This window comes from Photorhabdus sp. RW14-46, from assembly GCF_963887965.1.
Taxonomy (GTDB): Bacteria; Pseudomonadota; Gammaproteobacteria; order Enterobacterales; family Enterobacteriaceae; genus Photorhabdus; species Photorhabdus laumondii.
Genome location: NZ_CAWPHH010000023.1, coordinates 14127 through 28697 on the forward strand (window position 1 = coordinate 14127; position 14571 = coordinate 28697).

13 protein-coding genes are annotated in these 14571 nt (G+C 40.3%); 10 read left to right on the forward strand and 3 right to left on the reverse strand.

All coding sequences use genetic code 11. The features are described from left to right. The first annotated feature begins 341 nt into the window (after nucleotides 1-341). The 7 genes from AACQ38_RS16700 to waaB all read left to right on the forward strand — a co-directional run bounded on the left by AACQ38_RS16700 (nucleotide 342) and on the right by waaB (nucleotide 6551). A complete protein-coding gene (locus tag AACQ38_RS16700) occupies nucleotides 342-1220 on the forward strand; it encodes a hypothetical protein (protein WP_165578618.1) in 879 nt (292 codons plus the stop codon). A 12-nt stretch (nucleotides 1221-1232) separates the two neighbouring features. Then, nucleotides 1233-1889 carry a hypothetical protein gene (locus tag AACQ38_RS16705; protein ID WP_011144833.1) on the forward strand — a complete coding sequence of 219 codons (657 nt, stop codon included), beginning with the start codon at nucleotides 1233-1235 and terminating at the stop codon, nucleotides 1887-1889. Then, nucleotides 1889-3049 carry an aminotransferase class V-fold PLP-dependent enzyme gene (locus tag AACQ38_RS16710; protein ID WP_165578619.1) on the forward strand — a complete coding sequence of 387 codons (1161 nt, stop codon included), beginning with the start codon at nucleotides 1889-1891 and terminating at the stop codon, nucleotides 3047-3049. Before AACQ38_RS16705 ends, AACQ38_RS16710 begins: the two co-directional genes overlap by 1 nt. Nucleotides 3050-3302: 253 nt before the next feature. Next, nucleotides 3303-3929, forward strand: a complete 627-nt coding sequence (locus tag AACQ38_RS16715; protein WP_165578620.1) for a hypothetical protein — start codon at nucleotides 3303-3305, stop codon at nucleotides 3927-3929. Between the two features lie 10 nt (nucleotides 3930-3939). Then, a complete protein-coding gene (locus tag AACQ38_RS16720; protein ID WP_165578621.1) occupies nucleotides 3940-4686 on the forward strand; it encodes a hypothetical protein in 747 nt (248 codons plus the stop codon). Between the two features lies 1 nt (nucleotide 4687). Continuing rightward, nucleotides 4688-5467 carry a PIG-L family deacetylase gene (locus AACQ38_RS16725; protein WP_165578622.1) on the forward strand — a complete coding sequence of 260 codons (780 nt, stop codon included), beginning with the start codon at nucleotides 4688-4690 and terminating at the stop codon, nucleotides 5465-5467. A gap of 10 nt (nucleotides 5468-5477) precedes the next feature. After that, nucleotides 5478-6551, forward strand: coding sequence for a lipopolysaccharide 1,6-galactosyltransferase (gene waaB, locus AACQ38_RS16730; RefSeq protein ID WP_165578623.1), 1074 nt, complete (start codon nucleotides 5478-5480; stop codon nucleotides 6549-6551). A gap of 237 nt (nucleotides 6552-6788) precedes the next feature. Here waaB and malM read toward each other — a convergent pair whose 3' ends face one another. From malM to malK, 3 genes are all read right to left on the reverse strand, one after another. After that, nucleotides 6789-7721 (reverse strand): maltose operon protein MalM, encoded by a 933-nt coding sequence (malM, locus tag AACQ38_RS16735; RefSeq protein WP_165578624.1) that lies wholly within the window; start codon nucleotides 7719-7721, stop codon nucleotides 6789-6791. A 195-nt stretch (nucleotides 7722-7916) separates the two neighbouring features. Further along, a complete protein-coding gene (locus AACQ38_RS16740) occupies nucleotides 7917-9203 on the reverse strand; it encodes a maltoporin (RefSeq protein WP_011144842.1) in 1287 nt (428 codons plus the stop codon). A 36-nt stretch (nucleotides 9204-9239) separates the two neighbouring features. Beyond that, nucleotides 9240-10349: a maltose/maltodextrin ABC transporter ATP-binding protein MalK gene (malK, locus tag AACQ38_RS16745; protein WP_011144843.1), complete on the reverse strand. Its 1110-nt coding sequence runs from the start codon at nucleotides 10347-10349 to the stop codon at nucleotides 9240-9242. Nucleotides 10350-10727: 378 nt separating this feature from the next. On the opposite strand from malK, the gene malE reads away from it, so the two are divergent. The 3 genes from malE to malG all read left to right on the forward strand — a co-directional run bounded on the left by malE (nucleotide 10728) and on the right by malG (nucleotide 14508). Further along, entirely contained in the window at nucleotides 10728-11927 is a 1200-nt protein-coding gene (gene malE / locus AACQ38_RS16750) for a maltose/maltodextrin ABC transporter substrate-binding protein MalE (protein ID WP_011144844.1), read from the forward strand. 121 nt (nucleotides 11928-12048) lie between these two features. Then, entirely contained in the window at nucleotides 12049-13605 is a 1557-nt protein-coding gene (gene malF / locus AACQ38_RS16755) for a maltose ABC transporter permease MalF (RefSeq protein ID WP_011144845.1), read from the forward strand. A 12-nt stretch (nucleotides 13606-13617) separates the two neighbouring features. Further along, nucleotides 13618-14508, forward strand: a complete 891-nt coding sequence (gene malG / locus AACQ38_RS16760) for a maltose ABC transporter permease MalG (protein ID WP_011144846.1) — start codon at nucleotides 13618-13620, stop codon at nucleotides 14506-14508. Nucleotides 14509-14571 lie beyond the last annotated feature (63 nt).

Below are 14571 nucleotides of genomic sequence, written 5' to 3' on the forward strand. Positions count from 1 at the left end.
CCTTAGCTATGTAAGGGATATTATTCGGTATGCAGAAATAGCTCATCGTATTTAATTCAGGGGGCTGGTCAATATAATTATTTAATTTAAAGTCCCATCACATAGAATTTATGAAAGATTATTCTCTTTAAAGTACCTATTTTTATCCGTATTCTTGCATGATTGATGAAGACTTAAATTTAATTTTTCAGGATAAATAATCACAGTTTTTTCTCCTGTTGGATCTTTAAATTATGATACAGGTCATAAAATACAATATTTCATGATTCATATACTCGGAAATGAATATAAACTAAAAATGAGCAGCAATTGTTGCCAATATAAAATAATGGGGCAAAATAATGGAGAGTGGAATAAATCTAAACTATGAAGATATAACGGAAGATAATTATATCCTAATTAATAATTTTTACAAGCGTGACATAGGAAGCTTGGGTTATTTTATTTGGAAAAATCTGAAAGAAAAGAAATATAATCTTTCTAGTGAGATAAAAGCATTTTTTTATAAAATAAACGATATATGCTTGTCAATTGTTATAACAAGAAAGTGTGAATTCAGTCTTAAACACAGACGAGTATCCATTAATATGCTTAGCGATTTTGGAATAGATGAAAGTGTAAAATCACCAACTTTGATAATAGAAAGTGCCAAACAAACACATCGTAATGATGTCGATGCGACGGTTTGTTACTCAGATGAAAGAAAAATAAAATGTTATTCAAAAATTTTTGAGAAATATATATGTAGCAGAGTGAACGTTTTTGATTTTATAGAAATAGTAGTAGAAGGATGTACTAAAATCGATGTAGACCTGAGAGATTTTAATGAAATAGGTAATATTAATAAAATCAATTTTTTCGGCAGGGAAGTAAATAACAATTGGATTGCTTATGCAAAGCAGTGTCCTTGCTACAGCGATATTAAACTGTTAACGGTTGGGAAAGAATTAGCGATATTAGGTTTTGATGATACCACGGTGGAAATAATCGGTTTATCAAACACAGCTCACGGTACAATTATATCTGTGATTGATTCTTGCCTTGCTATTAGGGCAAAATGCAGAATAATCTTACCAAATCCTATTTATTCTGAGCTACAAAGCAGACTGAATAAACATAGTATTATAAATAAGTTTAGCATGATGATTGCCTGGCATACCGAAGAAGACTTCAATTTGTGTCATGAAGATATATTTATCAGTAGAATCGACAAACGATAAGAGGAGTTTAAAATGGGATGTATTTTTTGTCACCCAGAATCTTCCTTTGAAAAAGATAAAATACTTTTACAAGGAGAATATTTCTATGCGTTCGTACCTAAAGGTCAGATAATTGAGGGCTATATAATAATTGCCACCAACAAATGTGATACTGATTTAGGGGGGTGCCGGTGCTTTGCAGAAATATATGATGACGAAGCAATAAAAGAACTGAAACAGTTTAAGAATATAGTAAATGATTTTTATCGTGAATATTACAATATAAGTAATCCTCTTTGTTATGAAAATGGACGAGCCGGTGGTTGTATCATCATGGACCCGAATCAAAAGTATTGTTACCATGCACATTTATGTTGTTTCCCTACCGAGATTGATCTGCATAATAAATTAAAGGATCAATTTAAAATGCATACAATAGACTCATTGGATGAACTTGAGATGTTCGGTGAGGCTGGCCCCTATATTTACGTTGAAGATAGTGGTAATAAGTATATTTTTACGATAGGTGAATCAGATTTCATTGAGAGAGGAATGATAAGAACCGTATTGGCAAATAGTTTAAATGTGCCTGAAAGATCCGATTGGAGAGATAATGAAGGAATAAAGGAGATGGATGCGACGGCTAAAAAATTCAAATCATATATTAGTAACCATATGGAGGTTGGATAATGTTATATGCGGATGTAGCTTCTACTTCATGGCCAAAGTCACAAGAAGTGAAAGACATGATAAATATGTATTTAGACACTCTTGGGGTAACTCCAGGGCGATCTTTATCGCAACAATCTAAAAAGGTTACGGAACTCGTTGAAGAGTGCCGACACGAATTTATCGAACAAACAAAATTAAATGGACATGGGACAGTAATTTTTAACTCAGGAGCAACATATTCACTCAACGAATGTCTAAAAGGTACACTTAAGCCGGGTGATAATGTCATTACTACCCATTTAGAACATAATTCAGTCCTTAGGCCGATAAACCATTTAAAAGACATTGGGGTAAGTAGTCAATTTATCGATGTGACAGATGGTGAAATTGATATGTCGCATTTGGCGTTTTTATTAAAGAATAAGAAAACTAAGTTATTAGTGATTCATAGTTGCGCCAATACTATTGGTACATTTTGTAATATAGATGAGATAGGAAAACTGGCACATTTATACGGCGCGATGGTTTTAGTTGATGGTTCACAATCTTTTGGTTCACAAGTAATGGATTTATCGAAAGGTAATATTGATTACCTTGTTTTTAGCGGACACAAAAGTTTAGGTGGAGTATCAGGTATTGGCGGGTACTTTATTCTTGATAATGGATTTTCTCATAATGAATTAATCCAGGGTGGGACAGGTGTATTATCAAGATTAACAACGCAACCAACGGGAATACCATACAAGTATGAATCAGGAACACAAAACACTATTGGCATACTTTCATTGCTAGCGTCTATCAGGCGTTTAAAAAAAATTGGAGTGGAGAATATTCAAAATCAATTACAAACTTTGCGTACAACTCTTATAGATGAGCTATCACAATTAAAGAAGATCAAATTGATCTGTAAACATCAAGTTGGGTTACCAACAATTCTTTTTACAGTAGAAGGTTATCATCCCGGAGAAGTCTCTTATATACTAGAAAACAAATACAATATTATTACCCGTCCCGGATTGCAATGCGCACCGTTAGCGCATAAAAAATTCGGGACTTATCCTGATGGCGCTGTTCGGGTTAGCCTTGATACGACGCATACAACGGAAGATATTTTAAAAATAAAATCTGCCTTAGTTAATATCACTGAGGAAAATTATAGAGAAGATACTGATAATTAATGAGAATAATTTAGGGGGGTTAGGCGATTTAGTAATAAGCTGAGCTGCGAATAAAATATTTATAGTTAATGGTTTTAATGTTAAAAAAAACAATATACCCAATGGATTTCAAGATGGATCGCGACGGCAAGGGAGCGAATCCCCGGGAGCATAGCAAACTATGTGACCGGGGTGAGAGAGTGCAGCCAACAAAGAGGCAACTTGAAAGATAACAGGTATATTTAATTAACAACAATAGCATATGAGAATATAGATGAATATGCCTGACAAGAATGAGCGTTATCTAATTGATTTAATTAATGGTAAGTTGAATTATATCCATATTGATAGAAACGGAGATTTTAACAATACAAACATAGACTGGAAAGAGACTTTAATTTTATCTGGTTCTTTTAATCCACTGCATAAAGGCCATGAAGAATTAAAAGAAATCGCTACAGCGATGACGAAAAGAAAACCCTATTATGAACTGTCAATCAAGAATGCGGTAAAACTTACCATTTCAACCGATGAAATTTTCGAGAGGATAAGACAATTTAAGGGGAAAGGTGATATAGTTTTAAGTGACGCTAAAATTTTTACTGAAAAATCGCATATTTACCAGGGAGCAATTTTTGTCATTGGCGCTGATTTATGCCAAGAAATTAATAATCCTATTTATTATGGCGGTGAGGAAGGATTAAAAAAATCTCTTATGACAATTAAGAATAATGATTGTCGATTTCTGGTGGCTGGACGTTTTTTTAATAATAAATATCATACCGTCGATGACTTGATGAATATTAAAAAGGAATATCGATTTTTATTTGAATCTATTCCAGAAAATCTATTTCGCTTAGATATATCATCAACAGAAATAAGGTTAATGGACAAAGAATAGGAGATGGGGCATGAGTAAAGAAGATAATAAAAAATTGCTGGATGGAAAAATTAATTTAAATTCAACATATTTAACCAAAGAGATTCAGAGAAGATTAAAGCAAGCTTCATTTATATTTAATCCTAGCCATAAAACTTTAAATTGCCAGTTAAATAGTTCACAAATTAAATTGTTTTCTGAAATATGTCTGTTCTTGGAGCAGGATGATAACTTAGATATTCTTGCCTCTTGTATACACGACTTATGGTGTACGAAATATTTAGTCGATAATAAAACTGCTATGCAAGACTCAATAACAAAACTTGAAATTGAGTACAACTTACAAGTTAATTTTTTAAAACCTTATCAAGCATTCACTGAAAAAGAGAAGAAGTTTGAGAAAAGGTTAATAAAGAGTGATCTGAGTATTATATCGGAAGTAATAAAAGATACTTGTTCATACGATGATAATATTGTGTCTGATAATTTTAATTATGAGAGCTTACTTTCTACAAACGATACTATTTTTTCTGATTTAATGACAATATTAGGCCACAGTGACAGCGTAATAGAAGTTGCAGCAAAAAGAATCCATGCTGGCTGGTTTGATATAATGAAAGAATTTTATGCCCATGATGAAAGAGTTCAATGCCAAGAAAATTCAAACATTGATAACTCAGATTTTATAAAAAATAGGGATGGGATACGCATTGATCTCGCTGCTATTTATATTGTACTGATGGAAATAAAATATAATAACTTTTACATGGAGATTTAAAATGATACATCTATTTCTATCACCTCATTTAGATGATGCAGCTTTAAGCGCTGGCGGTTTAATACATAAATTAGTTTCAGAAAATCAAAAGGTGATTATTTTAACATTTTTTACTGAATATGATAAAGACCTGACATCTCATTACTCACACTCTGTACATAATGATAATATATATTCATTTATAAAACTTTATTCAAAGCGAGCTAATGAGGATATTGCTTTTTGCAATAAATTATCAGTGATTCCAATACATGGTAAAATTTTAGATTGCATTTACAGGACCGATCAATACGGTGAACCTATGTATAAAAATTCGGCCATGATTTATACTGGCCAGATACATAAATCAGATGATGCATCCGATATGGCTCAAGAGCTAATTGACAAAATATTGTTAAATTATCAACCTGATTATATCTATGCCCCTTTGGGGATAGGTCGACATGTAGACCATATCATAATAAATAATCTTGTACCTAATATAAAAGGTTCACGTAAGTTTAAGATATTGCTTTATGAAGATTTTCCCTATGTTTTAGGTGAATACCCTATTATTAACCCTGATAGTTTGGAAAGTGCTTTATTAAGAAATAATAAATTTGATAAGCGTGCCATATTGGTGGATATTGATTTAAAAGAAAAATCACAAAACATCCTATTTTATGAGTCTCAATTAGAACCTCTATTTGATAATAAATCAAACATTTTAATTTCATTGGAGAAATATCATCGAACTATTAATGAAATAAAAGTGCAAGAGCGTTTTTGGTTAATTCAATAAAGGATTTTTAATGAAAAAAATATTCATAATATACCATGATCTTTTCTTGAATGGATATGGTGGGGTAGAAACGGTATGTTCGAATTTAATAAATTTGATTGGCCGTGCCAACATTGAAATTGATTTCATTTTCATATCTCTGAATAAGAAAAATAGAATTGAAAATCGTGATTGGTTATCTCATGCTCAATATATCTACTTAACGTCAAGCAATGACGAATCTCGCCCGGATATTGCATGTGAACTGTCCTTGATATTAGAAAGATTTCACCCCGAGATTTTAATAAGTTTAGACACAACATCTTGTAATATTGCTCGACTTTCCTGTGAAAAAATTAATTTCCCGGTAAAAACTTACTCTTGGCTGCATACTTCCATTAGAAATCCTACCTCACAAAAAATTAAAGATTTATGCTGTGCCGACGAGCACCTTGTAATTAGTTCTGGTTTAAGAGATCAAATGTTATCTTTTGGAATAAAAACAGAGAAGCTTCATCTTATTTTCAATCCTATCAAGATGAACTCTTTTATCATTCCTCAACCAAAACACATAGCCAGATTCTTATATGTTGGCAGAATTCTTGCTTATAAGTCAAAAAATCTAACTGAACTGTTTTTAGCGCTTTCACAATTACATGGTCATTGGGAGTTACATATAGTAGGTTCTGGTGATGATGAGGTTTATTTAAAAGAATTATCTTCACAACTTAATATAAGTAACAATATTATTTGGCACGGTTGGAAAAATCAGCCTTGGGAATTTGTGATGGATAATATAAAAGAGGTGTCCGCTTTTATTTTAACCTCAAAATATGAAGGCTTTGGTATGGTATTAGCGGAAGCAATATCTTATGGTATCTATTGTATAAGTTCAGATTGTCAATGTGGCCCGGGTGATATTATCAATGATTTTAATGGTGAACTTTATAAATCAGGTAGTATTCCTGAGTTGTCTGAAAAATTACAACTCATTATTGACGAATATAAAATAAGAGATCATCAAGCAATAAAAAATTCTATTGCCTTTCTTTATGAAGATAATTTCCTGTTAAGAATCACTAAGGCTTTACCTGTATTAGCTTAGATCTAATGTACGACAGTTATTGGTGTTACTATCTATACCCGTCATCTTGCAAGTTGCCTCTTTGTTGGCTGCACTCACTCACCCCGGTCACATCGTTATCTATGCTCCCGGGGATTCGCTCCCTTGCCGTCGCGATGCATCTTGAAATCTATAAGGTATATACATAAAAACCCCATTTCTGGGGGGCTATGTAAAAAGGAGTTAAACCCGATGCCCTCCTTTTCGGAGAGCATTTGTTTACCCTTTGTTTTTGATACTGTTGATAAATGTTTCTCGTGCCGTTGAAGATCCAAGGCGTTCCGCTTCATCCAGCAATTTGAGTGCCTTATCAATATTGCCGTTATTAATTTCCTTTTTGATTGCATCACTGAAATATCGTTCTGTATCACTCAGGACTGGTTTGACTTTTTGCAGCGTAGACGGCGTTACGATGGCTTGTGTTGGCCCGACAATGATCGGTTCTTGTGCTGGACTTGAGAAGACTTGACCAATCGTGATGTTGCCGGCGTTTTGTTCCGATCTCACTTTCAGCTTCAACGTACCGGTTTGTGTGTGGCGGGCAACGGGATCGGGAATCGCGGGAACGGCATTACCGACGCCTTGCGCGTAAGCTTTGGCCGGATCAACCATTTGGGTGGATTTCTGCAAATCGGTACGGGTGGTGTAGACCAGTACATAAATTTGTTGTTGCCCCAGTGCTGGTGTTAGCTTTAGTGTGCCTTCCAGCCGATCGGTGGACATAACCCCCGGACGTTCATAGGGAAAATAACTGCTCGGGTAAAATGCGGCGGGGCGTAACCCTTGATCCAGGACTAAAACATTTGGCACGTAAACTTGTTTATCTTGTACTAAGCTGCTCAGGGTAATATCCAAAGAGCCCCGGTTTGCCGGCAGCGCGAATGCGGCTATCGGCCCCTGAATCTCTCCCTCATTAAGATGCTGAGATGCTGCATTGAGGATAATGGTTTGAGTATCACTGGTATTAATCGGTTGCCAGCTCAGTTTTTGCAATGCTGTTATCGAGAGGGACGGGGCGACAATATCCTGTTTTGTGGTTGTTTGAGCTGTGATAGTTGCTTGAGTTGCGGTAATGGGCGTTGCATATCCTATAAGAGGAAATGTGCTACAGAGTACCGCGCTAAGGCAACATGAGAGCAGTTTAGTTTTCATCTCTTACCCTTGTTCGGTTGAAAAAAAGAGACTGATGCCCACGGTCAAGAGGCATATCAGTCTATACCCGTTATCTTTCAAGTTGCCTCTTTGTTGGCTGCACTCACTCACCCCGGTCACATAGTTTGCTATGCTCCCGGGGATTCGCTTCCTTGCTGTCGCGATGCATCTTGCAATCCATAGGGTATAGCCGGATTACCACCAAGCTTCGAATTGTGCACCAAAGGTAAATTCATCATCGTCGCCACGGCTGAATTTATGCGTTGCGGTATCACGGTAGGCCATTCCATCGATGTAACCGTCTTTTTTGTTCGCATTACCCCATTTTTCATTCCATTTTGCATAGGTGGCGAACAGGCGAATGGCCGGGCGCGACCAAATGCTGTCACCTGCCTGCCATTGTTGGGCTAGGGTGATTTTGTACTGATCATTGGTGTCATGAGTACGTTGGGATTTGACGTTATCATAACCAATGTCCAGCAGGGTGCTCATCGTCGATGTCCATTTGTACATTGGACGTACACCAACCGTATACCATGTGTTGCCATTGTTGTTGTCACGGTCAGTATCCTGATACATCGCTACGTACATGAGATCCCATTTTTCTGCGAGATTAATCGCGCCATGATTCAGAATACGTAACATATAACCGTCATTGTTTACGCTGGCACCTTCAGAATGACCACTGTTGGAGGAGGTCATGGAATCTGTCGCGTACTGTACGACAAATTTGTTGAAGCCCCCTAACATGCTCTGTGTATGTTCGGCGGTAAACATGAAACCATCTTTGGAAGCATGACGGTCAAGTTTGTAGTGATCTCGCGCGTTGGCGCGTCCATAGTCAAAACCAAGCTCCAGATTGCCGCCTGGGTTAACTTCCAGACCGGATAGACGTATATCGTAGACATCATTGGAGGTGGGAATTTCTTTGCGCTGACTAGCAATCCAGCCATAAGAACCACCAGATTCAGTGTTACGGGTGACGGCCAGCGCGAGCTTACTAAAGCCGAGATCAATATCTTGCAAGCCTGCACCCGGACCAGAGATATCCCAGTAGTAGAAGTCAATCATATGTACGTCATGGCGCTGGTAGAAGCGTTTACCTGCCCACAATGTTGAACCCGGTAACCAATCGATGACGTTCTTCGCTTGAACATTCACCTCACGGAACGCAGGGTCGGTGGATTCCCAATCATTTTTTTGCGCCACGGAATACGCCACGTTGGTATCGAAGTAGAAACTCTTATTACCGTCCTTCCATAGCTCTTGACCTAGCTTAAGCTCAGCATAGGTTTCACATTCATTACCTAAACGGTATTTGCTCTGTGCGCCGGTGCTTTGGAAACACTGTTGCTCACCGCCGCTGCCGGTCCAACCAATACCAGAACGGGCGTAACCGTGGAATTCTACGGCTGACGCCTCGATAGACAGTAATCCGGCCATAATGGTTAGTGAGATAGGTAATATACGCATTGATTTCATCAATTATTCTCCTGTCGTTTTTTGATTAGCTCAGGCTTAAACACCGGGTTCTTCATGCAGACGCTGGCATGCGGTTCCGTCTTCTCGGAATAAATGGCAGCGGTGGGGAGGTAATCCGATGGTGAAGGTAGATCCTTCTTCCACCAGTACAACATCAGGCTGGCGATAAACCAGATTCTGATGAATGGCCGGGATTTCAATGTGAACCTGGGTTTCATTTCCTAACTGCTCGACAACTTGCACTATGCCTTCCAACGTGACATCAGCGATATCACTTGGCAGGAGGTGTTCAGGACGTATCCCCAGAGAGACATTACTGCCCACTTTTACCCCCTTGCTTTCTACGGGCAGCCAGATTTGCTGTCGGTTGGGCAGAGTAATCTGTACCTGATCAATAGCGGTAGCCGTGACTTTAACTGGCAGGAAATTCATTTTGGGTGAACCAATAAAGCTGGCAACAAAGCGATTAACCGGGTAATGGTAAAGTTCAAGAGGTTTGCCAATCTGGGCAACATCTCCACCATCCAGTACCACGATTCTGTCGGCCAGCGTCATCGCTTCAACCTGATCGTGGGTGACATAAATCATCGTACGTTGCAATCGTTTGTGTAGGCGTGAGATTTCAATGCGCATTTGGACCCGCAGTGCGGCGTCCAGGTTGGAAAGCGGTTCGTCTAACAGAAAAACACTGGGTTCAGCGACCAGAGTACGGCCAATAGCAACGCGTTGACGTTGCCCACCTGATAGGGCTTTAGGGCGGCGATCAAGCAGGTGAGCGAGTTGAAGCATCTCGGCAATTTGTTTTACCCGTTGCTGAATATCACTTTTTTTAGCGCCCGCCAGCTTCATGCCGAATGACATATTGTCTGCAACAGACAGGTGGGGATACAGTGCATAAGACTGAAAAACCATCCCAACGCCGCGTTTGGCGGGGGGCACATCGTTCATTCGGATGTTATTGATCAGCAAATCACCGGAAGTCACATCTTCCAGACCCGCAATCATCCTTAATATTGTCGATTTTCCACAACCCGATGGACCGACAAAAACGATAAATTCTCCTTCTTGTATCTCAAGGTTGATGTTCTTGGAAATAATAGTTTCACCATAAGCCTTCGATACATTATGTAATGTGACGCTCGACATGTGTTCCCCCGGACTTATCACCGCAATTCGCGGTGAAAAATAATAACCCAGAGTGTGTTTAAGATGAGGGGTGAGTAAATCCTCCATACCCAAATTTTTTATGGGGGAGGAGTTAGGAGGATGAGATAAGCGTTGTTGAGCTGGTTAGGTATGAGCTACTGGATAAATTGTGATATTTATCGCAAAAAAAGATGCCCCTTTTTGTGGGCAACGGCACGCTTCTTCTGTTTTTGTAATAGAGATCACACCCATTCCGGGCAGGGCGTAGAGTAGGGGAGGATGAGTATTTCCATTGTTAATTGCACACTAGATCAGCACTCTCCGCCAATGTAACAAAACAGTTCACTCTGAACCTACTTAAACTATAAGGACGGAATGATGATAAAAACAACCTTAAAAGTAGGCGCCCGTACCTTAGCGCTTTCTGTTTTAGCCACGCTGGTGTTATCTGCCTCTGCTTTTGCAAAAATAGAGGAAGGTAAGCTAGTTATCTGGATCAACGGTGATAAAGGCTACAATGGCCTGGCACAAGTTGGTGAGAAGTTTGAGAAAGATACGGGTGTCAATGTTACGGTTGAGCATCCAGACAAGCTTGCAGAGAAGTATTCACAGGTTGCAGCAACCGGCGATGGGCCGGATATTATTTTCTGGGCTCATGATCGCTTTGGCGGCTATGCACAGTCTGGTCTGGTGACAGAAATCACGCCAGATCCGAGCTTCAAAGATAAGCTATTTCCGTTTACCTGGGATGCTGTGCGTTACGACGGTAAACTGGTTGGTTACCCTATCGCGGTTGAAGCCCTCTCTCTTATCTACAATAAAGACTTGGTGAAGACACCACCAAAAACGTGGGAAGAGATCCCGGCTCTGGATAAGGCGCTGAAGAGTAAAGGCAAAAGTGCCATTATGTTTAATCTGCAAGAGCCATATTTCTCTTGGCCGTTGATTGCTGCGGACGGAGGATATGCTTTCAAGCTGGAAAATGGCGCATATGATGTGAAGAATGCCGGAGTGAATAATACGGGTGCCAAATCAGGCCTGCGTTTCATTATCGATTTGGTGAGAAATAAGCATCTAAATATAGATACTGACTATTCCATTGCTGAGGCGGCGTTCAACAAAGGTGAAACGGCGATGACCATCAACGGTCCGTGGGCGTGGGCCAACATCGACAAGAGCAAGGTAAATTACGGTGTGGCATTGTTGCCGACCTTTAACGGTCATCCGTCCAAGCCGTTTGTTGGTGTATTGACGGCAGGTATCAATACTGCCAGCCCGAATAAAGAGCTAGCCAAAGAGTTCTTGGAAAACTACTTGCTGACCAACGAAGGTCTGGAGATGGTGAATAAAGATAAGCCGTTGGGGGCTGTGTCATTGAAATCCTATCACGATATTCTGGCTAAGGACCCACGTATTGCTGCCACGATGGAAAATGCTAAAAACGGCGAAATCATGCCGAACGTCTCACAAATGAGCAGTTTTTGGTATGCCATGCGCAACGCTATTGTTAATGCGTTGGCTGGCCGTCAGACCGTTGATGCCGCACTAAGTGATGCCGAAGCCCGTATAACTAAGTAACCTGTGAGAACTCTTTTTTGAAGGAGTTCTCTTTCCTGCAACCAGTAAGGATGCCTGTTTGCAGGAAGATTGATTAAGCTATCCGCAAAGCTGTTACGTCGTAGTAAAAAGGAAGAGCATTATGTCAGCGACGCTCGAAAAAACATCATGGTGGCAGCATTCTGCTCTGAAATGGCTTGCAGTGAGCCTGTGTGTACTCTTTACCGGTTATCTGGTGGTATTGATGTACTCACAGGGAGAGTATCTGTTTGCAATGGTGACACTGGTATTGTTAGGTATGGGGATTTATGTTTTTTCCAACCGCAATACTTATGCCTGGCGCTATACCTATCCGGGTGTGGCAGGCATGGGATTGTTTGTACTGTTTCCACTCATTTGCACCATTGCTATCGCCTTCACCAACTATAGTAGTATCAATCAACTGACTTTTGAACGCGCACAATCTGTCCTGATGAGCCGTCAGTATCAGTCAGGGCAAGCATTGACTTTTAAGCTCTATCCAAAATCGGATTTGTGGGTTTTGGCACTGAGTATACCGAGCCAAACGAAGCAACTAGTGTCCGAACCGTTTTCGCTGTCAGCAATGGAAGAGACGACTCTGCATGTGTATGAGCAGGATAATCTTGAGAACGGTGAAGCAGCGACATTGCGCATTATTACCCAGAATCGACAGGCATTGAACCAGTTGGTTGTTGTTTTACCGGATGGTAACCGGCTGAAAATGAGTTCGCTACGTCAATTCTCTGGAGTGCACCCTCAATACTCTCTTGGGGAAGATGGTGAGTCCCTCACCGACAATCAAACAGGTACGCTTTATCGCCCCAATACCGATACCGGTTTCTATCAGTCTGTCAATGCTGAGGGAACATGGGGTAATGAGACTTTGACGCCAGGATTTACTGTTACCATCGGCTGGAAAAATTTCCTGCGGGTGATACAGGATGAAGGTATTCAGAAACCATTCCTCGCTATTTTCGTTTGGACAGTTGTGTTTTCTCTGTTCACTGTGGTGCTGACAGTTGCTGTTGGCATGGTTTTGGCTTGCATCGTGCAGTGGGAAGCGCTGAAAGGTCGTGCTGTTTATCGCGTGTTGTTGATCTTACCCTATGCAGTACCATCGTTTATTTCTATTTTGATTTTCAAGGGGTTGTTTAACCAAAGTTTTGGTGAGATCAATCTGTTGCTTAACGGTCTATTCGGTCTTAAACCGGCTTGGTTTACCGATCCAACGATGGCGCGAACCATGCTGATTGTAGTGAATGCCTGGCTTGGATATCCCTACATGATGATCCTCTGCATGGGGTTATTGAAAGCAATACCCGATGATCTGTATGAAGCATCGGCAATGGATGGTGCAGGACCGTTTCAGAACTTTTTTAAGATTACTTTCCCGTTGTTGATAAAACCATTGACGCCGCTGATGATTGCCAGCTTTGCCTTTAACTTTAACAACTTTGTTCTGATTCAGTTGTTAACCCTTGGTGGACCAGATCGCATTGGCACCACGACGCCGGCAGGCTATACCGATTTACTGGTGAGTTACACCTACCGTATTGCTTTCGACGGCAGTAGTGGGCAGGACTTTGGCTTGGCTGCGGCGATTGCGACAGTGATCTTTTTGTTGGTTGGTGCACTGGCGGTTATTAACCTGAAAGCTACCCGTATTAAATTTGACTAAGGAAGGAATGCAATGGCAATGGTTCAACCCAAATCACAGAAATGGCGTTTGTTAGCGACACATTTGTTGATGTTTACCTTTATTGCCATGATCTTATTCCCTCTACTGATGGTTATTACTATCTCCCTGCGGCCGGGGAACTTTGCTACGGGGAGTTTGATCCCGGAAAATATCTCTTGGGAACATTGGAAATTGGCACTGGGTTACAGTGTGGTATCACCGGATGGCCGTGTTACTCCGCCACCTTTCCCGGTTATGCTATGGCTCTGGAACTCTGTTAAGGTGGCCTTTATTACCGCTGTAGGTATCGTTACCTTATCAACGACTTGTGCTTATGCTTTTGCCCGTATGCATTTTCGCGGTAAAAGTACTTTACTGAAAGGCATGCTCATTTTTCAGATGTTCCCGGCGGTACTTTCCTTGGTGGCGCTGTATGCTTTGTTTGATCGACTAGGGGAATATGTACCGTTTATTGGCCTTAATACCCACGGTGGTGTGATTTTTGCTTACTTGGGGGGCATTGCGTTGCATGTCTGGACGATTAAAGGTTATTTCGAAACCATTGATGGCTCCTTGGAAGAGGCTGCTGCGCTTGATGGTGCGACACCGTGGCAAGCTTTCCGTATGGTGCTGCTACCGCTTTCGGTACCGATTCTGGCAGTGGTATTCATTCTTTCCTTCATTGGTGTGATTACGGAAGTGCCGGTTGCCTCACTGCTTTTGCGAGATGTGAACAATTACACTTTGGCGGTGGGCATGCAGCAGTACCTTAACCCACAGAACTATCTTTGGGGAGATTTTGCCGCCGCTGCTGTGCTCTCGGCACTCCCGATTACCATCGTCTTCTTGGTTGCCCAGCGCTGGTTGGTCAGTGGTTTGACCGCCGGGGGAGTAAAAGGCTAATCGCAATATTCTCAATGTGAATCCCTTTAATAGATTGAGATTAAAGGGATTCATGGAAGTATC